Genomic DNA, 22,642 nt, shown 5'->3' with positions numbered 1-22,642 from the left:
TCAGACCAATATGTCTTCAAAAGCTCAGAAAATACCGCGTCGCCATATCAGTGGTGTTTTTTTATTGAATAAGCCTTTGGGCATTAGTTCAAATGCCGCGTTACAAAAAGTACGTTGGTTATATCGAGCTCAAAAGGCAGGGCATACAGGAGCGCTTGATCCTTTGGCATCAGGACTGTTACCAATCTGCTTAGGTGAAGCGACTAAATTTTCACATTATTTGTTAGATTCTACCAAGCGCTACCAAACAACCATTCAGTTAGGCCATAGCACGACAACTGGTGATGTAGAAGGCGAAGTTTTACTTGAAAAAGATGTCCCTGAATTAAGCCAAGAAAGTATTCAACAGGTTCTGGCTCAATTTACTGGGGATATTCAACAAGTTCCTCCGATGTATTCAGCCTTAAAAAAACAGGGTCGTCCTTTATATGAGTTGGCTCGTCAGGGAATTGAAATTGAACGTGATGCACGGCCGATTCATATTTTTGCCATTGAGTTGCTTGAGTTTACCCCACACAGCCTGACCCTGGATATTACCTGTTCTAAAGGAACTTATATTCGTGTTTTGGGCGAAGACATTGCCAAAGCACTGGGGACATTTGGTCATTTAACATATTTAAATCGAACTCAAACTGGTCATTTTGATTTGATTCCGGAATATACCATTGAATATCTGGAAAGCCTGACTGAACAAGCGCGTGAAGCTTTGTTGCTACCTGTATATGCACCAATCGATCATTTCCCTAAAGTTCAAGTACCTGAAGGACGTGCGGAATATTTTTGCCGCGGTATGGAAAGCAATATTGAACATGTTGCCTCAACCGAAGTCTTGGTTTTTGATGCTGATAAATGTTTAGGATTGGCAGAAATTACAGATACAAAACGTTTAGTGCCTAAACGTGTTTTAAATCTTTAATTCCGTTTCATCGTTAGAAAATTACTCAGTTTAAATTTAAGCCTGATTAAGCCAAAGTACGGTTAAGTCTCCCAGCGTTAATAGACGCCTTTAAAAGATAAGTGAATGTTATGGAATTTGATATCATCCTCAGTTTGGTGTTCTTTGCCTTTTGTGCAGGGGCAATTGATGCTGCCGTTGGAGGTGGAGGGCTGATTCAAATTCCTGCATTAATGGGGGCTTTACCGCATTATCCTACTGCTACAGTTTTTGGAACCAATAAACTGGCTTCGATTTGTGGAACAGCATCGGCTGCTTTTTCATATTTAAAACAAGTCAAAATTCAGTGGAAACTGTTGGCGGTGATTGGAATCACGGCATTTATTAGCTCATTTGCTGGCGCTGCTTGTGTCTCACTTATCCCCCAAGAAATTTTGCGACCATTTGTATTGTTTATGCTGATTGTGATCGCAATCTATACATTTTTTAAAAAGCAATTTGGACAAGTCCATTTTCAACAAGAAATCACCCATAAAATGTTATTAATCGCGGGTGTGGGTGGCTTATTAATTGGCTTTTATGATGGGATATTTGGACCGGGCACAGGTAGTTTTTTCATCTTCTATTTTATTCGTTATCTGAAAGTTGACTTTTTACATGCGTCGGCGCTTTCAAAAATTGGTAATTTCATGACTAACTTTGCCGCACTGAGTTTCTTTATTCCCACTGGACATGTGTTATTTCAATTGGGTCTACTGATGGCTGTTGCCAATGTATGTGGTTCATTGGTTGGTGTGAGAATGGCGCTGAAATATGGCAGTGGTTTTATTCGAATTTTATTTTTGATTTTGGTCAGCATTTTGATTTGTCGCTTGGCCTATCAAATGTTTATTGCGTAATTTCGCAGATTCTCTCGTTAATTTTTTTGATACAAAAAAGCTTAAATTTTGTCAGGATTTTTTTTGATTAGTCTTCTAATATTGTTGGTTTCTTGATCGAAAATTACAAACCGAAGCAATGGAAGGCAAATATCATAAAAAGAGGGATTTAGATGAATATATTTGAGGCTTTGAGAGAAAGCCATATCATTCAGAAGGATTTGTCAGAACAGTTAGCGCATACCTCAGGCGATAGCCCTGAACGAAGGAAAATTTTTAATTTATTAAAAAATGAACTATTTGCCCATGCGGTTGCGAAAGATCGCTATTTTTATATGCCGTTAATGATGACGGATTCAGGTTTAAATATTACCCGTTTGGCACTTGCTGAACATCATGAGATGGATGAAATATTACAGTCGCTAGAACAAACTGATTTTAGCCACTCACGTTGGTTGGTTTTAGCGAAACGATTATCTGAAATCATCGCGCATCATATTCAACAAGAAGAACATTCTTTTTTTCAAAAAGCCGTAAAAATTTTAGATGAAAATCAAAAATTAATCTTAGCGAAGAAGTATTTATCCGAATATAAAAAGTATAAAGCAAAAGACCTTATCCGCTTGGTGGGCTAAACCTGTTGGTTATCAATTCATTTTTGTACGTTTAAATCATAGATGATTATCCTACCGTGGAGCGACATGGATGTTGCCGTGGGACGGGGGTACATGATGTATCTCTCGCCCAACATGAGCAAAAACAAAGCAGGGCTTTGTTTGCAGCGCAAGATTTGGTATCCCCCTACGAAAAGTGTGGCATTCCAAATTTTTATAATTAAATAATTTATTTCTACATATCATTGATTTAATTTGGAATATTAAGTAATAAGAATTATGCTCTTGTGTCTGAGTTTATTGACAGGTTGGCTATATCATTTATTTACGCTGATCTTCTTTTCTTCCTAAAAACCGCGTAAATATGGTCGGGATTATGTATTACTGGCAGTGTGTTAGCATTGATAATGTTTTAATGAGCATTTGAGCTTTTCGCCGCTCTAAATGTTACTCCTACCGATGCAATCATAATGCAGACTAAAGCAACGGTTTGCCAAGCAGTAATATGTTCATTCAGTAATACCATACCTGAAATTGCGGCAAGAGCTGGAGATAGACTCGATAAAGTACCATAGCTCATTTTGCTTAATTGTTTTAAAGCAAGCAGATCTAAGGCATAAGGAATGGCGGTTGCTAAAAGTGCAATCAGCAAGGCTTTGCCCCAGTACTGTGTTTGTAGTAAGGCATCTGGGTTGTGAACGGCACTGATTGGCAGCATAACCAAGGCAGACAAGACGATTGCAATACTAAGCGCATGCATACCAATATTTTGTCGTACAACTTTTTGCCCGAAATAGATATAACTCGCCCAGCATATGCCCGCACCCAAAGCAAAAGCAGCACCAAGATAGGAAAAATTATGTTGTGTCGCATCTTGCCAAGGCACCATCAGTGTAATACCGATGATGGCAAGAAACACCCAAATATAGTCACCTTTTCGCTTAATCGAAAGTAGTGCCAAAGTTAATGGACCTAAAAACTCTAAACCAACTGCAATGCCTTGAGGTAATTTCCCTAAAGAGGCATAGAACAGCACATTCATCAAACAGACTGAACCACTATAGTAGAGCAGTTCATTCCATCTGAGATAAGGTAAACGTTTTATAATTTTCCAAGAACGGAACATTAGAATAATTAAAATAGAAGCAAAACATAATCTTAAGGTAACCACAGTAATCGGATCTAAAACCTCAAATAACTGTTTTGCAAATGAGGCACTGATCTGATAAGCCACCATAGATAAGACCATGAAAAGCACAGCAGTGAGTTGAGAGTTTGGCATATCTAAGGTGAAGAAAAATATTGCGCAGATTTTAACACTTTCTAGGTTTTATTTAAGTATTTCGAGAATAGATGAATGTTGATTCAACATTTCCCTTTGAGATTCAGCTAACTCATCTGTAAGATGGGGATGATTATACTTGCAATGGCACATGTGTTAGGAATAAAAGATGTCAGGAAATACGAATAAAACTGAAAATTTAGACTTAAATGGAACAGAACATTCACAAGCAGAAGCTTGGTATATCGACGTACTTAAACTAGAACAACAAGGGGTTGCTCAAAATGAGCAAGATGCCCAAGCACGTGTTGATTTGTTGGTCAATGCATCCAATCAGAATTTTGCACCTGCAAGTACCTTGTTAGGGCAGTGGCATGTTTTAGGCCGTTATCTGAATCAAAGTGTTCAGTCTGCCATTCTTTTTTTTCAACATGCAGCAAAGCTTAATCATGCACTTGCCCATTTAGAACTTGCTTATCTAGGGTTGAATAATGCCACCGATCATCTGACAAAAGCACAAGCATTAATTCATTTACAACGGGCGGTTCAACTGAATCACCCAGAAGCGATTTTTGTTTATGCCCAACAGCAATTGTCACAAGATTTACAGTTAGCTTATCAACTACTTTTAGATAATTATTTAAAAAATCAGCATCAAAATAGTTTGAAGTTTTTGGTCGAATTTTCAGGCTTTGATCCAATCAAAGTTCAAAATGAATTATTGAAAATTGCAGAAAAAGATTATTTTGCCTGTGCTTTATTGGCATTTAGTTATTTAAAACAAAACAACCCTGATGTCGCTTTTAAATATGCCAATTTCGCACAAGAAAACAATGATCCATTTGGTTGCTATGTTTGTGCACTTATCGAACAGCAAAGTGCTAAAGTGGATGCCACAGTTGTACAAGAACATTTACTTAAAGCGGCAAAAAATGGACATATTGAATCCGCCTATTTAGCCGCCGTGACGCTGTTAAAAAACTCGGAAAATGCCAAAACTGAGCAAAAGCAAAAAGAATATGCAACGCTGGCTTTTGATTTATTATTACATGCTGCGGTTTCAGGCAATGTTCCAGCTCAATACTCTTTAGCGCAGTGTTTACGTTATGGGATGGGAACTGAGAAAAATCTTGATCAAGGTATTTCTTGGTTAGAACGTGCTGCAATGCAAAACCATCCAGACGCACAGTTTGAATTGTCGATGTTATTACCGTTAGAACATGAACATCATCTCCCATTATTAAATTCAGCTGCAGAGAAAGGGCATGTGCAGGCTATGCTGTGTATGGCGATTTTTGAACAACGTCAAAACAATGCGGATGGTGCACTACTTTGGTTAAATAAAGCCAAAGAACTAAAAGTTCCACGTGCATTCTTTCTGCTGGCGCAAATGTATCAGGAAGGCAAGTGTGTCGAGGTGGATCTAAGCCAAAGTGCAGATTTGTTTAAACAAGCGGCTGATCATGGCGATATCGACTCTTATTTTGAATTATTTAAAATTTATAAAGATGGGATCGGGGTGCGTAAAGATAAAAAAACTGCCAGCAAATATTTGGATTTAGCCAAAAAAAACCAGCATATTGAAGCAGCTTCAATTGAGTTTTAATCAAAGATCAATCTATGTCTGAGTTATCGCAACACAACCTATCTCATGTTGAAACCTATACCCATCACACAGGGCGCTTGTTTGTGGTGGGAGACCTACATGGTTGTTATGATATGTTGATGCAACAGCTTGAACGAATTCAATTTGATTTTCAAAAAGATCTATTGATTGCTGTGGGGGATCTTGTTGATCGAGGTCCTGACAGTTTGCAATGTCTGCAACTGATTACTGAGCCTTGGTTTAAAGCCATTTTAGGTAATCATGAAGAAATGTGCTTACTGTCGCAGATCGATCCAATGATGAAAGATATGCATACGCATCATGGTGGAAAATGGTTTTATGCATTAAGTTCAGAACAGCAACAACAAGTCATAGATCAATTAAACACTTTACCCATACTGTTAGAAGTCATTTATCAAAATAAGAAATATGGTTTTGTGCATGCGGATATTGATGTAAATGATTGGGATGCATTTAAAGTTGCAACACGGTCTAAAAGTAGAGAGTTGGCTTTATGGGGCAGAGGGCGAATTAAAAATAAACGCTTTATGCGTTATTCAACTGTTGTTGGTGTGGAACAGGTTTTTCTAGGGCATACAGTAGTTGATTTTGTCACCAAGAAGCATAATTGCTATTTTTTAGATACAGGTGCTTGTTTTGGAAGTGAATTAACGCTTGTTGAAATAGATCAAAATGTGCCAATAGAAAACCAAGTCTTTGTGCTCAAATCATGAGTTAACACTCATCCATCATTTATTTCAATTTTCGGCATAGTTTATTCTATACCCCGTGCTTTTTGTGCGGTTACGGTGCAACCAATCGATGCACTAATGATAGTGGCTAAGGCTAACCATTGTGTCCATAATAATTGTTCATTTAAGAAAATAAATCCTGAAAATGCTGCAATTGCAGGTTCTAGGCTCATTAACGTGCCAAAGCTTAAAGCAGATAAATTTCTTAATGCAATCATTTCCAATGAAAACGGCAATGCACTTGCTAAGATCGCCAACGCAATAAAATAAATTAAATTTGAAGGTTCAAAAACTTTTAAAGGCATCCCTGAAAATAAGGCAATTGGCATTAAACACAACATACCTACAAACATCCCCAAGCATACGGTATGGTTTCCAGAAACTCCTGAAGGTCGTTGACCTGCAATAATATACAGCGCCCAGCAAGCGCCAGCAGCTAAGGCAAAGGCAATGCCAATAGGATCGAGAGTTTGCTTTGCCTGATCAAATGGAAACAGTAAAACTAGTCCAAGTATCGCAAGTCCGACCCAAATAAAATCGAATTTTTGCCGTGCATGAAATAGAGCCACACTGAGCGGGCCAATAAATTCAAACGCTACGGCGATTCCGAGCGGAATACGATGAATCGATAAGTAAAATAAAGCATTCATTCCTGCAAGGGCAATACCATAACTGATGATGGATGACCATTTCACCTGTTTAAAATTGACCTGCCAAATTTTAAAAATCACGGCTAAAATCAATGAGCCGAGTAATAAACGCATAGCGGAAATGGTTATTACTGGAAATTGATCAAATAATGTTTTTGCTAATGCACCACTACTTTGCATACTGATCATGGCAATGAACAATAAAACTATAGCTTGAAGGTGTGGTGCATTTTTAAAATTTGGCATTCTTTCTAGAATTTAGACTCAGGACTTGGCGGAAAATATCTGCAATAGACTTCTTATTTAAAACAATTTATATGAAAAAGTAATGTAATTTGAAAGCCTATTGAGTTCTAGATAGTACACTGTCTTTGTAGAGTAGAGGGAGAGAAGATGCTAAATAGTTTATTGATCAAATCATTTAACTAACGAAAGAAGTCATTTGAAAGAGAACGACCTCAACCAGATTTATAAGCCCAATAAAAAAACCACAGGCAAATACCTGTGGTTTTCTAGCTTTCGTCGTCTTAGAACAATACGCGAACGCGGATTGTGCCTTCAACTTCCTGAAGTGTATCAAGCGCTTCTTGAGATGCAGTTGCGTCTACATCCATCACCAAGTAACCCACATCACCTTTAGTCATTAATGACTGACCAGAAATGTTGATGCCGTGTTCAGCAAACAGGTTGTTAATTTTAGATAACACGCCTGGCACGTTTTTATGAATGTGCAGTAAACGGTGTTTACCTTCAGTTAATGGAAGTGCGATTTCAGGGAAGTTTACTGCAGATAAAGTCATACCTTTATCTGAATAAGCAACAAATTTTTCAGCAACTTCTAGACCGATGTTAGCTTGCGCTTCCATGGTTGAACCACCAACGTGAGGTGTTAAAATCACATTGTCTAGACCACGAAGTGGAGAAACAAACTCTTCACCATTGGCTTTAGGCTCTTTCGGGAACACATCAACAGCCGCACCAGCAATATGGCCAGATTTAATTGCATCTGCTAAATCTTCAATAACTACACATGTACCACGTGCAGCATTGATGAAGATTGAACCTTCTTTCATTTTCGCAAATTGAGCTTTTGCAAAGAAGTTACGTGTTGAAGGAACATCGGGTACATGCAGTGTAACAACATCTGCATTTGCAAGGAGTTCATCTAAAGAACCGACTTGACGTGCATTACCCATAGGAAGCTTAGTCACTGCATCATAATAAATGACGTGCATACCCATGCTTTCAGCTAAAACTGAAAGTTGAGAGCCAATAGAGCCATAACCCACGATACCTAAAGTTTTACCACGCGTTTCAAATGAACCTACAGCAGACTTGTTCCAACCACCACGGTGAGTTGAAGCAGATTTAGCAGGCACACCACGAAGTAAAAGAATAGATTCTGCAAGAACCAATTCAGCAACTGAACGAGTGTTTGAGTATGGTGCGTTAAATACAGGAATACCACGAATCATGGCTGCATTTAAATTCACTTGGTTTGTTCCAATACAGAAACAACCCACTGCGATCAATTTATTCGCAGCTGCAAAGACTTCTTCAGTTAATTGTGTACGGGAACGAATACCAATGAAGTGTGCATCTTTAACCGCTTCTTGCAACGCTTCACCCTCAAGCGCAGTTTTACGGGAATCGATATTGGTATATCCGGCAGCATTTAACGTGTCGATTGCGTTTTGATGAACGCCTTCTAACAACAAGAAACGAATTTTATCTTTAGGTAGTGAAAGATGTTGGCTCATTACGGCTCCGCTACAAAGGCCAAATTTAGTCGCAATATGATACCATAGACCTTGTTCTATAGATATTTTGATTGTGACAGGACAGTGGATATTTTATCTACGATTTCTGATAAGCATTATTCAAAAATTAAATGAAATGCTAATGCATTGATTTTTATAGTGCTTGCAGCCACTTTATACACAAAGTGTGGATAATGTGAATCAAATCTGTGCTTTATCCTCAGCAGTCATCTAGGTAAAATACTGCTAAAATCAGTAAAATTGACGATTTCAGCTGTAAAAAAATGCTGAAAAATTTTCACAGACTGATTTAAAATCTCGAATGTTATAGTACGACAACCACTTATTTACTTCTTGCTAGGTCCGCAAAACGATGAATGCTCCAGTAACGATAGCACCTGAATTATTGACCCAATTGACGCAAATCGTCGGTGAAAACCGGATTAAAACCGATGCTGACAGCTTAGAAAATTGGGGCAAAGACCATACTAAGCATTTTGATCCTCAGCCATCGGTCATCGTTTTTCCATCGAGCACAGAACAAGTGCAAGCTATTGTTCAATTGGCTAATCAATTTAATGTTGCGATTACTCCATCGGGTGGACGTACAGGTTTATCGGCAGGTGCTGTTGCTGCCAATGGTGAAATTGTCGTGAGTTTCGACAAAATGAACCAAATTTTAGAATTTTATCCAGCTGATCGTATGGTGCGTATTCAGGCGGGTGTGGTGACGGAACAGTTGCAGAACTATGCAGAAGAACAAGGGATGTATTATCCCGTTGATTTCGCTTCTGCGGGCTCATCACAATTGGGTGGTAACATTGGAACCAATGCCGGCGGGATTAAAGTCATCAAATATGGCATGACTCGTAATTGGATACTTGGTCTGACTGTGGTGACGGGTAAAGGTGATGTATTGCGTTTAAACAAAGGCATGATTAAAAATGCTACAGGTTATGCAATGCAACATTTATTTATTGGTAGTGAAGGGACTTTAGGTTTAGTGACCGAAGCTGAAATTAAACTTGAACGTCAACCACATGATCTACAAGTGATGGTATTGGGAGTTCCTGATTTTGATGCAATCATGCCAGTATTGCACGCATTTCAAAGCAAAATTGATTTAACTGCTTTTGAGTTCTTTGGTGAACTTGCGATGAAAAAAGTTTTGGATCGTGGTCATGTGCAACGTCCATTTGAAACAGAATGTCCATTCTACGTTTTACTTGAATTCGAAGCACCATATGAGCCGATTATGGATGCTGCGATGGAAATTTTCGAGCATTGTATGGAACAAGGTTGGGTGCTTGATGGGGTGATGAGCCAAAATCTTGAACAAGTTCAAAGCTTATGGCGTTTACGTGAAGATATTTCTGAAACGATTGCACCATTTACCCCATATAAAAATGATATTTCAGTATTGATTACACATGTTCCTGCTTTTATTAAGGAAATTGATACGATTGTCGCTGAAAATTATCCTGATTTCGAAATCTGCTGGTTCGGCCATATTGGGGATGGAAATCTGCACTTAAATATTCTAAAACCTGTGAATTTATCTAAAGATGAATTCTTTGCCAAATGTCAGGTAGTAAATAAGTATGTATTTGAAACTGTGAAGAAATATGACGGTTCAATTTCTGCAGAGCATGGCGTAGGCATGACCAAAAAGCCTTATCTGGATTACACGCGGACTGCTGAAGAAATTGAATATATGAAAGCCTTGAAGAAAGTGTTTGATCCAAATGGCATCATGAACCCAGGTAAGTTATTTGATCTGTAATGATTTAAATAGCTCGCTTGTACAAGCGCTTCGAGAGAAGCGCTTTTTTATTGCCAAACAAAAGATAAAATAAAGTTACATGCTTGTCGCCATTTGTTGCCGAAAATTTGTTATGTTGATTGCGCTTAAATATTGATAAGAAACTGAAAACTATGCTCATTGATAAGATTTTAATTTCTAAACAAAGTTTAGATAGTGATGATCACTATGATGTGATTATGTCCAATATTGATACCTTAAATGGCTTATTTGAACATTATGTTGAATATGATGAAGTATCCGCAGAGGCTTTATATAGTTATTTTGTCGATTACTATCTTGCTCAAGTGAATAATGGTGGTTTTTCACAATTTGTTTATAACACAGGTTGGGATGCGTTCATGGTGAAACATGTTCGTGAAGGATTAAAAGCCATGAATGCGACTGGGCATTCGGCTCTCTTTGAGCAAAGTGCGGATTTAATTGATCAATTTACGGATGAGCAATTAGAACAGTTCTTAGAGGGTGAATACTTTGGAGAAAATGAGCAGCGAGATATTCTCAATGCTTTTGATGACCAATTTTATGCATTGAATGATAGTGAAGATTTGATTGAAATCAATAGTCGATGGTTAAAACAGCATCCAAAGCTACAGGTTGTCGATGAAGATCAAATCTTGGCGATTATCGAGCAAGTTACAGCTAAAATTCCAAATTTAGAACAACGTAAACAGCAGGCAGCTGAAAACAGCCCCCGTTATTTTAAAATTATTCAAGCCTTATGCCAGCAAGCAGGTCAGGAACTAGATCGTATTACCATTGGTGATCCATCACATGAGTATAATGGGCAAGAGATTGTTGCTTGGCATTTTCTAACCAATGTAGGGCATTTTTATATGCTGGATCTAGGTAATCAAGCCTTGATGTTTGATGAAAATGATCAACAAATCATAGTGCTCGATGTTAGCCATATTGCAGCTGAGTCATAAAGACACAGTTTTTAAATAGTGTACGTTTAAAAAGCATAGCATCATTAGGCTATGCTTTTAGTTTTAGGGTGATCAGAATGAATCGTTTGAGTTTAATTTCAGTATTTTGTTTAGTGACTTTATCTGGCTGTGCAACAACACAAAATTTAATGAATAAAGTGGGTGGTTCAGAGACCCCATTAAGTCAGGTTTTAAATGAACGTCCTGATTTACGTAAGGATCTCGCGACTGTTGAGTTGCGCCAATATTTTAATAGTGTGGAATCACCTACTGTTGCAGAAGTGAAGTTGACTGAAACGGGTTTGATGGATGATTCAGTACGTTCTATTCGTAGCGTATATAGCTTTAAAAATATTGATGGTCAGTGGAAACGTATAGATATGCAGAAGGAATATCAGTGTTATCGTGGTAAGAACACCAAGACCTTCCAAAAGGCAAAATGTCCTTGATCAATTATTTATCGGGATTTAAAGATTTGGAAGATTAAAATCAGGGTACAAACAAAAATGGCAAAAACTAGAGTTGGAATAATTTTTGGTGGAAAATCATCAGAACATCGTGTGTCACTACAATCAGCACAAAATATCGTGGATGCAATAGATCTGCAAAAGTTTGATCTTAGTTTGATTGGAATAGACCAAGATGGTGCTTGGCGTATTTTGGATGTTACTCATTATTTAGAATATGGCCACGATCCTAAATTAATTTCTCTAGCCCCTCGTGAACATGAAGATTATTTGCAGTCAAAACAATCTCAAATCTTTGAAATTGAAAATGCGCAAGGATTACCACCCATAGATGTTATTTTTCCTATCATTCATGGGACTTTAGGCGAGGATGGTGCATTACAAGGCATGCTTAAAATTTTAGATCTACCTTTTGTTGGTTCAGATGTTTTAAGTTCTGCAATTTGTATGGATAAAGATGTCACCAAGCGTTTGTTACAAGGATCTGGGATTGCGGTTGCACCATTTTTAACTGTTCATGCTTACCAGCCAGACGCAGTGAGTTTCCATGAGGTTCAAAATACTTTAGGACTTCCAGTCTTTGTGAAACCTGCGAATCAAGGTTCTTCAGTGGGTGTCAGTAAAGTTGAAAACGAACAAGAGTTTATTGTTGCTTTAGAAATCGCATTTCAATATGACAGCAAAGTATTGATTGAAAAGTTTATTAAAGGTCGTGAAATTGAATGCGGTGTTTTGGGTAATTACAATCCCAAAGCCAGTGTTTGTGGTGAAGTGGTTGTAAAGTCTAGTTTTTATTCTTATGAAGCAAAATATATAGATAATCAATCTTCTGAAGTGGTGATTCCTGCTTCAATTTCAGAAGAGGAAAGTAATAAGATTCGTGAGATTTCGATTAAAGCTTTTAAAGTTTTAGGTTGTTTGGGACTTGCACGTGTCGATTTTTTCTTGACTGAGCATGGCGATGTTTTACTAAATGAAGTAAATACTTTACCTGGCTTTACTAATAACAGTATGTATCCAAAGCTTTGGGAGGTAAGTGGAATCACTTATTCTGAATTAATTACTCAACTCATAGAATTAGCATTAGAGCGTCATGAAAATGTATTAAGAAATTCAAAATTTGTAGCTAAAGGATAATTATCTTTGGCTATTTTATATTTCTTATTGAAAATAGATAGAAATGCTGGATAAAAACGTATCAGATTTGGTACGTTTTTTATTTGGCAAATCACAATAAATGAATATTTTAATTGTAGGTAATGGTTTTGATCCTTCGCATTTTTGACTGATACAAGAAGTTGAATGATAGTCAATCTGTCAAAAAACTCATACACAAGAATATAACTTCTCTTGATTGATATTTTTAATTAAATCAATCACATGTAAAAATCAATTGTTTGATTATAAAAAAGCTTGCAATGCCACACCCTATATTCAAAGTTTAAATACCATTGCATAGGCGATGCCTCACTTTTCGTAGGTGATACCAAACCTTGCGCTGCAAACAAAGCCCTGCTTTGTTTTTGCTCATGTTGGGCGAGGGGTACGTCCAGTTACCCCCGCCCAACGGCGACATCCATGTCGCCCCACGGTAGGACAATCATCTAGGGTTTAAAAGTACAAAAAATGAATTGATAACCAACAGTTTCTAAAAGTTCATACAAAAAATAAGCTTTATTTATGATCAATGGCTTGATGTAAATCACTTGTATGAATAATTAGGAGGCTTGGCTATATATCCAACATAAAGCAAATTATGCTGGTAAGTATCATGATGAATTAAAGCGATTATTGATAAAACTTTTAAATTAAAAATAAAGGGGAGTCGATCTTGAATTCAAAGAAAATTTAAAAAGCACTGAAATTGATGTTATAAAACCTATAGATTTACCCAAAATGTGAACACAATGAACATCCAACAAGAAATTCAAAACTTATTCCAAAACCGAGATGAACATCCACTGTTTTATATCGAAAGCGGTAGTCGTTTATGGGGCATGGCAAGTCCAGACAGTGATTACGATGTGCGTGGTTTTCATCTACCCTCCAAGGCACAATATTACGATTATCGCCAACACCGTGATTTAATCGAGATCATGGATGGCGACTTTGATTTCGTTTCATTCGACTTAAATAAAATGTTTGGACTTTTGGCAAAAAGTAATCCGACTGTTTTAGAGTGGGTACGTGCACATATTGTCTATTTCAATCAATTTCCTGAATGGGAAATTTTTAGAGATGGCTTACTTGAACGAATAGACTATAAAGCTCTGTATTATCATTACTTGTCGCTGGCTAAAGGTGGTATGCATGTCATGCAAACTGCAGATAACTTTACCTATAAAAAAGTGTTTTATTCTATTCGTGGTCTGATGTCAGCAGAGTTGGCAACACAGCAAATTATGCCTGAACTCCAGATTACGCAATTGTTTGATCAAATCGACTCCCATGATCCATTACGTCATTGGGCAGAAGATTATTTAGAAATCAAAAAACAGCAAAAAGAAAAAGCACAATTACCTGTCGCTGAACAAGCACAGATCTTAAAACTGTTAGAAGATAAAATTGAAGCCCTTAATCTAAGAACGATTGAACCTACTAATGATATTGAAAAATTAAAGCAATATCTCACCGAATATAGCTTTAATTTAAAACAACATTTTTATGGCTAATGCTTTTACTCAATCAGAGAATAGTGACACTATGAAAACCCTTGCCTTTATTCATCGTAATGACACCCGATTTGCGATAGGAGATTTTTATCCTGTACTTTCTGTATTTTCGCACTATGAATTAGGCAATACGGTTTCTCCCTTTCTGTTACTGGATCATTTAGGACCTGGTGTTTTAAAACCGACCAATTTACGCAAAGGGGTGAGTGAGCATCCTCATCGTGGTTTTGAAACGGTTACCCTGATTTTTGCTGGTGAATTAGAACACCGTGATTCATCGGGTGGTGGTGGTATTGTTTCAACGGGTGATGTGCAATGGATGACCGCAGCTTCCGGTGTAGAACACAAAGAGGTCTTTAGTGAGGTATTTTCAAAAACGGGTGGCTATTTTGAAATGGTGCAACTGTGGGTGAATTTACCAGCTAAAGATAAAATGAACCCACCACGTTATCAGAGTTTACGAAAAGCAAATATTCCAGTGATTGAACTTCCGAATAGTGCTGGAACAGTACGGGTGATTGCTGGGCATTATCAAGGACAACAAGGGCCAGCAAAAACGCATTCGCCACTTCATGTTTTAGATATTGAAATCCAAGCAGGGCATAAGGTGAGATTGCCTGCTGGCGCAGGGGAAACCACACTGGTTTATTTACGAACCGGCAAGGCATTGTTTCAAGCTGAAGATGAGATTTTTGAAGAGCAAGGGCTTGCCGTCATGTCGAGCTTAGAACAAGACTTAGAAATTACGGCATTGCAACAGTGTAAATTGCTGCTGCTGACAGGCAAACCACTTCAAGAACCCATCAACGGTCATGGCCCTTTTGTGATGAATAGCTACGCTGAAATTCTTGAAGCATATGATGATATTAAACGTGGCACATTTATCAAATCAAAAGTGCTACATGATGAATAAAGCAAACTATGTGAATTATAATTTGCTTTGATAGCTAATTTATCGATTGTTGTTTGTTTTTGAGCGCAATCAAGCCTTTGATTAGCATCGCAATCCCGACACCTACGCATAATCCCATCAAGAACTTGCCAAATATACCAAAACCCAATTCTTTATGGTTGGCTGAACTAATTGCCTTTGCCGTATCTTCAGCCGACCCAGTACCATTGGCCTGAACATCCATCAAGGCCACAAAGCCTGTATCTGTTTTACAGCTTTCAATCACTGAGCTCGAATCTTCCGCATATTTCTTTTGAACCAATTGTTCACATCGAGCCTGATCTTCAGCGCTAATATTTGGTGCAGAACTTATAAAATAAAGTCCTCCACTAATCAACAATAAAATCAGACCAATAATGATCAGTGATACAGGATTTTTATTTTTCATTTAAATTATTTATATCAGCTTAACCAGTATTTAGAGTAGCTGAAGAATAATAAATGTTCAACTTCCCCTGAAAATTTGTCTGTGTTAGACTACCCAAACTTTACCCTGTGTGTACTTCTATGAGCTTTCTTATAGATCGGGTCAAGTTAAAAAATCTCACAAATATAGTTTCAGCAATTACTTTACCTATTGAATTAGACACCTTGTGAATACGGTGTTGAACTGCCTTTATTCAACGTAAATTCCACAATTTAATATTTATATTTCAGTGCTTGTCATTGGGCGTACACTTATCTTTAAAAAAAGTAGTGTGAGCGATGCAAGCCGATAATGATATGTAGAAAACAATGCAAAATTTAGTGCAAAAACAACAAACTGCAAGTTTGAGTCGCGCTACGCTTATGTTTCCATTGGCGTTGGTGTTATTTGAATTTTCAGTTTATATCGGTAATGATTTGGTCCAACCTGCGATGCTCGCAATTACCAAGGAATTTGGTGTGAGTAGTGCATGGGCACCATCATCTATGTCATTTTATCTCCTCGGCGGGGCATGCGTCGCAGGGATACTCGGACCTTTGTCTGACCGTTTAGGACGTAAGAAAGTTTTATTGTCAGGTGTTGCATTTTTTGTTATCACCTGTTTATTAATTCTGTTTACCCACAATATTGAAAGTTTTCTTGTTTTAAGATTCTTGCAAGGTTTTGGTTTATCTGTGATCGCAGCGGTAGGTTATGCTGCGATTCAAGAAACTTTTGAAGAGCGTGATGCCATTAAAGTCATGGCACTGATGGCAAATATTTCTTTGCTTGCCCCTTTGATTGGCCCAGTCATTGGTGCTTTCCTGATTGATCATGTGTCATGGCATTGGGGATTTATTGCGATTGCTTTTTTAGCTTTTCTCAGTTGGTTTGGTCTAAAAGCCAAAATGCCATCACGTACTACCAGTAATCCCAAAAAGCCTTTGAGTTATATTTGGGATGATTATATGCAAGTCCTAAAAAACAAGACTTTCATGGGCCTGACCCTCGGTTTGCCGATGGTGGCGATGCCTTTAATGCTATGGATTGCGTTATCTCCTGTGATGTTGGTTGAAGAACTGGGACTCAGTAGTATGCAATATGGACTGGCACAATTTCCTGTATTGGGTGGATTGATTCTTGGCAATATTGCACTGATTAAAGTGATTGATCGTTTGCCGCTAGGTAAAACAGTTTTGATTGGCTTACCTTTGATGCTGTTAGGTACCTTAATTGTTGTGGCAGGAATAATTTGGCGCGAATATTTTCTTTATTGCGTTATTTTAGGGATGACCTTAGTCAGTTTTGGTGAAGGAATTAGTTTTTCAGTGCTTTATCGTTTTGCGTTAATGTCATCCGAAGTTTCTAAAGGGACTGTCGCTGCTGCTGTTTCAGTGTTGATGATGTTCACTTTCTTTTTTGTAATTGAACTGATTCGAATTCTGTATGAACAGTTCCATCTCTGGGCTTATGCGTTGTCATGCTTTGCTTTAATTACTTTGTGGTTCACTATTCCACGTAGAATAGTGAAAAAAATTATGCTGCAACGTAAAGCAAATGGTGAATTTTAAGCTCACTTGAGTTTCCCTCTCCTATAAAAGGAGAGGGAGCTTTGCTTCATAAATAAAACAGGCTAAGGCTGTTGTAATGCTTTTAATTTATGATCAAAAACAAAAGGTCCAAAAGGTAAAATTGAAGCAATCAAACCTAAAATAAATATCTTAATAGACCACTTCTGTTTTCCACAGACCATCAATAAAACTGCCAAAAAAGCAAGAAATAGCACACCATGCCCCATGCCAATATATTTTACATAGATTGGTGTATCCCAAATATATTTTAAAGGCATAGCAATAAAGAGAAGAAGGAGAAAGGAGATGCCTTCGAGAAAACCAACAATACGTAAAGATTTGATATTCATGGTCACTTAATCAAATGAGAATGAAGCTTGAGTCTAACCGAATTATCTAAACTATTTTAAAAAATGAGTAAATAAAATTGATTCATTTAAATGAATTGATGATCATTCTGGAGAATAATATTTTAGTCTCCAGACCCTAAAGTTTGCTCCGATATTCAGGATAAATTATTGTAATGCTTTGATTGCTACATCCTGCCGTTGCTGTTCAAATTCAGTGATATAAACACAACCGATATAGGTCTTATGTTCACCTTCATCTACAACTGGATTAGATTCAGCTATAGTCAGTTTACGCAAAGATTTTTCCATTTCTTTGGTCTCAAGATCTGTTTTTACAATTTTCTCTCCTGAGAAATAAGGCATATCTTTAAAGAAAGGGTTTTGAGAAATTTGAAACTTTTTCGCGAGAACTTGGGTGTTCGCATTTTTTAAAACAGCCAGCATCCCACCAGAAACTAAGCTAATTTGATCTGTAGATTGACCGAATACCGTAATGGGGACTTTACTGACATAGCTATATTCTTCACCTTGTTTGATCCAGCCATTCTTTTTCAAATCATCCTCAAAGTCAAAACCTATGTCATAATAATTTTTCAGTGTCTTTTTACACTCTAAAAATTGCTGTAAGTCTTGATTAAATTGAGAATCTGCAAAAGCATTGGGCATAGCACCGATAGCTAATCCAGAGAATAAAAACGTTAGGAAAATTTTAAATTTCATGTGATGTCTCAAAATATTTTGTGATTCTTGCTATTTAATTTCTAATCGAAGTAAAGTTGTTTTTAGTTTTAACAACTCAGGTAAGGTTTCCAATAATAAACTGATTTGTTTAAGCACCAAAAGTAAATTATCTGATAAATTTTCTTGATCATTGATGTTCTGAATCTCAGTGAGCTTTGTTTCAATTAATGCTTCATTTACAGCGGATTGGTTAAGCAAAACATCATTTAACGTGTCTTTACACCACAACATCAAATCTAAAATCTGCTGATCATGCACATGTTCACGATGACTGCCTAAAGCAGAAACATAACTGAGCTGGCTATGGCTATAGACCAAATATCTAAATGCATTGTGAATTAAATCCTGATTTGGATTGGGTTCAGCACTTAAACTGGAAATCATCGTGGATAATTCAATCTGTGCATTATGTGCAGCTCGGCGTGCTTTACGATAATCAATACTATTGGTTCGGCCTTGTTGATATTGCTCAACAACCGCATCGAAATAGTCTAATGTTGCTTTGCTGCTTTTACGAATATTGTTGGAAATATCACGGAAGTTCCAGTCTGGCCAAATAAAACTGACCGCAAACCATGCGATTACACATCCCAAAATAGTATCGATAATACGTGGTAAAATAATGGTATAGCCTGCACCTTTTAAATTAAAGATCAACAAAACCATTAGGGTTGCCATTAAAGTCGCCATGGCATATTTTTTTGAACGTAAGTAGAAAAAGGATACCCCAAAAATAATAGTGAGAAGTAACTGTCCTTCTATACTAGGTATAAAATATAAAATGGGAATACCTAAAAGTACGCCTAATACAGTTCCTAAAGTGCGCAGTTTTAAACGACTTTTGGTGGCAAAATAACTGATCTGGCAGACAAATAAACTCGTGAGTAGAATCCAATAGCCATTTTTTGCAAAGGGTAGTAAGGAAATTGTGTACCCGACAGCAAACACAAATGAGATTCGCACCGCATGGCGAAACAATGCAGAATTTGGGGTTAAATGTTGTTTAATCTTGAGCCAAAGGTCTGGTAGATCATGGATATCATCATCCAATAAATTTAGATTATCTCGATGGTGGCTATAACTTTGCTGATAATTACTTTGTTCAATACTCAGATTAATAAATTGATCTTGCACATTTTTGAGATTTTTTAACACCAACAGTAAGTTTTTTACTTCTAAATTATGTGGATTTTGTTGAATCCATTCCAGCATTGAGTTTTCTAAATGTGCTAAAGCAATACTATTGTCAGGATGCGTTTGAAAGATTTGACGCTTTAAAATTGCCTCAGCAAGTTGTTGGCAATTGCGCGCTTGTAAGCGGACATTTTTTTGAATGCGATAAATTAAATCTGTGCGGCTAAAGTTCTGTTGGATCTTTTCATAGTGCAAATAATTGGAAGTAACTTGCTCATGAATATCTTGGGCCAAAAAATATAAGTTGAGCCAGTAGATGGTGTTTTTATTTGCACGAGAGGCTTTTAATCGGGTGAGTAATGAGGCTTTGGTTAAATTTAAGTTTTGCACCAACTGGCTGTTTTGCAAAGATAGGTCAAATAAAAGCTGTTCAATATTGTCGACATTATCAGGATCAAATAGTTTTGCTTTTGATGTCAAAAGCTCGGAAAGAAGATTGAAACTATTAGAGAGGTTGTCTTGTACAGCCTGTGTCGGTTTTAGCAAGTAGAAAATAATAGAGGTCAAGCCATACCATAATGTACCCATGACAAAATAACTGGGTTGTTGATACCACTCAGAATATTCACCTAAGCCAAACATGGTATAAATTGACAAGAGCACAGTACCAAATGAAATGGTGGCATAGCGTTGCCCTAAGGCACCCATTAAGATAAAAGCCCCACTGGAAAGCGGCAAGTAAATTAAAAATAAAAGCTTATAGGAATGTAAAAAATCTAAAATACTGCTGACAGTAAAAAACAGCACACAGACCAAGCCTAGATTTCTTAACCGAATACTGAGTCGGTCATCAAAATCAGTGAGTGCTGTTGCAATTGCGCCAAGTGTAATCGGTACAATAAGTTGATCATAACCTAGAAAATACAGGCCAAGCGTTGTTCCAGTTAAAACAATCAAAATCTGTATGCAATAAATCAAAGTCGAATTTGATTTTATATTTTGAAAGATTTGCTGATAGCTATTCACAGTGTCTATTCAGTGGCTTGGACGTTTCAATATTTTACTCGTTTCTGATAAGGCGATATGATTTATTGCATGTAGAAATGTAAAAAAGAAACGGTAATATTCAACATTTTATATACAGTTGAGCCCTTACTTAAACGCTTAAAAAAACTCAGAATAAGTGATCAAGTACTTAAAATAGTAAAAATGCCAAGAAAGCAAAACACTGAAATAAAACAACCGCGTTACCGCAATGCTGAATTAACAGAACGTCGTAATTTAAAAATGGCAGGTTCCATCCATGCCTATGTACGAGGCAATACTGCCAAATATTATGATTGGTTAAAGCAAGCGGAAATAAGTTCGATACCACAAGGACCAGCGATTTGGATTTGTGGGGACTGCCATACCGGTAATTTGGGTCCTGTAGCCAATGCAGAGGGTAAAATTGATATTGAGATTCGTGATTTAGATCAAACCGTGATTGGTAATCCAGCCAATGATGTTATCCGCTTAGGACTATCCTTAGCGACGGCTGTACGTAGCTCTGATTTACCTGGGGTCGTTACCGCACAGATGATTGAAGCGCTTTACGCGGGTTATGTTTATGCCTTAGCACACAATGGTCAGGGGATTGGTAAATTACAGCGACCTGTCCTTGTGCATAGTGCAATGCAGAAAGCACTGAAGCGAACCTGGAAAAATTTAGCAAGAGAGCGTTTAGAAGCTTTAAAGCCAGAAATCATCTTGGGGAAACGATTTTGGCCCCTATTGAAAAAAGAACATCTCGAAATCCACAGTGTTTTTAATCAGCCTGATATTCAGGACTTGGTCACAATGATTGGCCAGCGTGATCAATCCGCTCAATTGAAAGTCATCGATTCAGCATATTGGGTTAAAGGGTGCAGTTCTTTAGGCCTATTGCGCTATATAGTACTGATGGATTCATCCAATCATATTGTCAGAGATGGGAAAGGCCTATGTTTAATGGATCTGAAAGAAGCCACAACAGCACTTGCACCACGTTATTCAAATACACCGATGCCAAAAGACAATGCAGCAAGAATTGTTGAAGGTGCAAGACACTTATCACCATTTTTAGGGGAGCGGATGCGAGCAAGTAAGTTTTTAGATACTTCGATTTTTATTCGAGAGTTATTGCCACAAGATTTAAAACTCGAAATAGAAGGGGTCAATGAAGTTGAAGCCAAAGACTTGGCTTTCTATTTGGCTTTTGTGGTTGGTCGTGCACATGCTCGACAGATGGATGATCCAGTACGCAATGCTTGGATAAAAGAGTTAAAACGCAATCAATCAAAAACCATCGAGGCACCATTTTGGCTATGGCGGAGTATTGTTGAATTGATGAGTGTACATGAGGCTGGTTATTTGGAACATTGCCGTCGTTATGCGCTTTCACATCTGAAATAAAAAAGATGTGGATAAGAGCAGACTTATCCACAATTTATGATCAAATTATTGAATCACACCACATGCTATACGATCTCCACCACCACCAAGGGGTTTTGGATGATCTGAATAGTTATCCCCGCCTGCATGAATCATGATGGCTAAGCCTTGAATATCTGCCAATTTTAAACGTGGCGCAATTAAGGTTGTTTTTGCATTTCCATTGGAATCTACATTCAGTACAGGTAAATCCCCCATATGTCCATCATTCGGGGTGCCATGACCAGTTTTTTGAGGATTGAAATGCCCACCCGCAGCTAAAGCAGCGCCCATTTTTCCATCCTTTTCAGCAGGTGCACATGAACCTTTTTCATGAATATGAAAACCATGATAACCCGAAGGTAAGTGGCTAAGTTGAGTGTTGATTGTTAAACCATTTGGAGAGTCTTGCAAGCTCACTGTACCAATTTTTGAACCAATGCCTTGTGCAGATACAGCATGAATATCTACTGTTTGTAATGGTGTTTTAAGCTTAGGGTTAACCGTTGTTGTACTACATGCTGCTGTAAATAGGGTGATACATGTACAAAGTATAGAAGTTTTAAAAAAAGTAGATGTCATTGAACGCATCCAAAGTATTTGATTATGATTAGTAACTATTCAAGCAAAGCCCAACAGGATAAACAATGTGAATTAAATGTCTGATTGTATGAATTTATTTAACAGAGATTTTGATTGGTATTGATTAT

21 protein-coding genes are annotated in these 22,642 nt (G+C 37.4%); 13 read left to right on the top strand and 8 right to left on the bottom strand.

Annotated elements, in window-relative coordinates; translation table 11 throughout:
- Positions 1–10 precede the first annotated feature (10 nt).
- From truB to AC2G3J_RS18130, 3 genes are all read left to right on the top strand, one after another.
- Positions 11–916, top strand: a complete 906-nt coding sequence (gene truB / locus AC2G3J_RS18140) for a tRNA pseudouridine(55) synthase TruB (RefSeq protein WP_336952276.1) — start codon at positions 11–13, stop codon at positions 914–916.
- A 110-nt stretch (positions 917–1,026) separates the two neighbouring features.
- Complete coding sequence (locus AC2G3J_RS18135) at positions 1,027–1,794, top strand: sulfite exporter TauE/SafE family protein (protein ID WP_483770401.1); 768 nt, start codon at positions 1,027–1,029, stop codon at positions 1,792–1,794.
- Positions 1,795–1,946: 152 nt separating this feature from the next.
- Positions 1,947–2,408 carry a hemerythrin domain-containing protein gene (locus AC2G3J_RS18130; protein ID WP_336952273.1) on the top strand — a complete coding sequence of 154 codons (462 nt, stop codon included), beginning with the start codon at positions 1,947–1,949 and terminating at the stop codon, positions 2,406–2,408.
- Between the two features lie 391 nt (positions 2,409–2,799).
- On the opposite strand, the gene AC2G3J_RS18125 is transcribed toward AC2G3J_RS18130, so the two are convergent.
- On the bottom strand, positions 2,800–3,669 hold the full coding sequence (locus AC2G3J_RS18125) for an EamA family transporter (RefSeq protein WP_336952271.1): 870 nt from the start codon (positions 3,667–3,669) through the stop codon (positions 2,800–2,802).
- Positions 3,670–3,838: 169 nt separating this feature from the next.
- Between AC2G3J_RS18125 and AC2G3J_RS18120 the strand changes: the two genes are divergently transcribed.
- Together AC2G3J_RS18120 and AC2G3J_RS18115 are read left to right on the top strand one after the other, a co-directional pair.
- Positions 3,839–5,275 carry a tetratricopeptide repeat protein gene (locus AC2G3J_RS18120; RefSeq protein ID WP_336952270.1) on the top strand — a complete coding sequence of 479 codons (1,437 nt, stop codon included), beginning with the start codon at positions 3,839–3,841 and terminating at the stop codon, positions 5,273–5,275.
- 14 nt (positions 5,276–5,289) lie between these two features.
- Positions 5,290–6,009 carry a metallophosphoesterase gene (locus tag AC2G3J_RS18115; protein WP_336952269.1) on the top strand — a complete coding sequence of 240 codons (720 nt, stop codon included), beginning with the start codon at positions 5,290–5,292 and terminating at the stop codon, positions 6,007–6,009.
- Between the two features lie 41 nt (positions 6,010–6,050).
- On the opposite strand, the gene AC2G3J_RS18110 is transcribed toward AC2G3J_RS18115, so the two are convergent.
- Together AC2G3J_RS18110 and serA are read right to left on the bottom strand one after the other, a co-directional pair.
- Positions 6,051–6,923 (bottom strand): EamA family transporter, encoded by an 873-nt coding sequence (locus AC2G3J_RS18110; protein WP_483770400.1) that lies wholly within the window; start codon positions 6,921–6,923, stop codon positions 6,051–6,053.
- Between the two features lie 281 nt (positions 6,924–7,204).
- On the bottom strand, positions 7,205–8,437 hold the full coding sequence (serA, locus tag AC2G3J_RS18105) for a phosphoglycerate dehydrogenase (protein WP_336952267.1): 1,233 nt from the start codon (positions 8,435–8,437) through the stop codon (positions 7,205–7,207).
- A 373-nt stretch (positions 8,438–8,810) separates the two neighbouring features.
- On the opposite strand from serA, the gene AC2G3J_RS18100 reads away from it, so the two are divergent.
- From AC2G3J_RS18100 to AC2G3J_RS18075, 6 genes are all read left to right on the top strand, one after another.
- On the top strand, positions 8,811–10,220 hold the full coding sequence (locus AC2G3J_RS18100) for a D-2-hydroxyglutarate dehydrogenase (RefSeq protein ID WP_336952266.1): 1,410 nt from the start codon (positions 8,811–8,813) through the stop codon (positions 10,218–10,220).
- Between the two features lie 152 nt (positions 10,221–10,372).
- A complete protein-coding gene (locus tag AC2G3J_RS18095) occupies positions 10,373–11,188 on the top strand; it encodes a DMP19 family protein (RefSeq protein ID WP_419358974.1) in 816 nt (271 codons plus the stop codon).
- A 77-nt stretch (positions 11,189–11,265) separates the two neighbouring features.
- Positions 11,266–11,637: a hypothetical protein gene (locus tag AC2G3J_RS18090; RefSeq protein WP_004818679.1), complete on the top strand. Its 372-nt coding sequence runs from the start codon at positions 11,266–11,268 to the stop codon at positions 11,635–11,637.
- A 57-nt stretch (positions 11,638–11,694) separates the two neighbouring features.
- Positions 11,695–12,792, top strand: coding sequence for a D-alanine--D-alanine ligase (gene ddlA / locus AC2G3J_RS18085; protein ID WP_483770399.1), 1,098 nt, complete (start codon positions 11,695–11,697; stop codon positions 12,790–12,792).
- Positions 12,793–13,562: 770 nt separating this feature from the next.
- The gene (locus AC2G3J_RS18080; RefSeq protein WP_419819678.1) at positions 13,563–14,327 is read left to right on the top strand and encodes a nucleotidyltransferase domain-containing protein; all 765 of its coding nucleotides are present in this window, start codon (positions 13,563–13,565) and stop codon (positions 14,325–14,327) included.
- Positions 14,328–14,358: 31 nt separating this feature from the next.
- The gene (locus tag AC2G3J_RS18075) at positions 14,359–15,240 is read left to right on the top strand and encodes a pirin family protein (protein WP_336952584.1); all 882 of its coding nucleotides are present in this window, start codon (positions 14,359–14,361) and stop codon (positions 15,238–15,240) included.
- 34 nt (positions 15,241–15,274) lie between these two features.
- On the opposite strand, the gene AC2G3J_RS18070 is transcribed toward AC2G3J_RS18075, so the two are convergent.
- Complete coding sequence (locus tag AC2G3J_RS18070; RefSeq protein WP_336952262.1) at positions 15,275–15,667, bottom strand: hypothetical protein; 393 nt, start codon at positions 15,665–15,667, stop codon at positions 15,275–15,277.
- Positions 15,668–16,014: 347 nt separating this feature from the next.
- On the opposite strand from AC2G3J_RS18070, the gene craA reads away from it, so the two are divergent.
- Positions 16,015–17,256 (top strand): chloramphenicol efflux MFS transporter CraA, encoded by a 1,242-nt coding sequence (gene craA, locus AC2G3J_RS18065; protein ID WP_483770398.1) that lies wholly within the window; start codon positions 16,015–16,017, stop codon positions 17,254–17,256.
- Positions 17,257–17,318: 62 nt separating this feature from the next.
- Here the strand turns inward: craA and AC2G3J_RS18060 are convergent, their stop codons facing one another.
- From AC2G3J_RS18060 to yccS, 3 genes are all read right to left on the bottom strand, one after another.
- A complete protein-coding gene (locus AC2G3J_RS18060; protein WP_336952259.1) occupies positions 17,319–17,606 on the bottom strand; it encodes a DUF3817 domain-containing protein in 288 nt (95 codons plus the stop codon).
- A gap of 165 nt (positions 17,607–17,771) precedes the next feature.
- Positions 17,772–18,326, bottom strand: coding sequence for a hypothetical protein (locus AC2G3J_RS18055; RefSeq protein ID WP_483770397.1), 555 nt, complete (start codon positions 18,324–18,326; stop codon positions 17,772–17,774).
- A gap of 30 nt (positions 18,327–18,356) precedes the next feature.
- The gene (gene yccS, locus AC2G3J_RS18050; RefSeq protein ID WP_483770396.1) at positions 18,357–20,507 is read right to left on the bottom strand and encodes a YccS family putative transporter; all 2,151 of its coding nucleotides are present in this window, start codon (positions 20,505–20,507) and stop codon (positions 18,357–18,359) included.
- A 183-nt stretch (positions 20,508–20,690) separates the two neighbouring features.
- On the opposite strand from yccS, the gene AC2G3J_RS18045 reads away from it, so the two are divergent.
- Positions 20,691–21,914, top strand: a complete 1,224-nt coding sequence (locus tag AC2G3J_RS18045; protein WP_336952256.1) for a DUF2252 family protein — start codon at positions 20,691–20,693, stop codon at positions 21,912–21,914.
- 45 nt (positions 21,915–21,959) lie between these two features.
- Here the strand turns inward: AC2G3J_RS18045 and sodC are convergent, their stop codons facing one another.
- Positions 21,960–22,514 (bottom strand): superoxide dismutase [Cu-Zn] SodC, encoded by a 555-nt coding sequence (gene sodC, locus AC2G3J_RS18040; protein ID WP_336952255.1) that lies wholly within the window; start codon positions 22,512–22,514, stop codon positions 21,960–21,962.
- Positions 22,515–22,642: the final 128 nt, after the last annotated feature.

The organism is Acinetobacter legionensis, from assembly GCF_057165765.1.
Note: the sequence above shows the minus strand (reverse complement) of the source record. Positions and strands in the feature narration are given on the sequence as shown.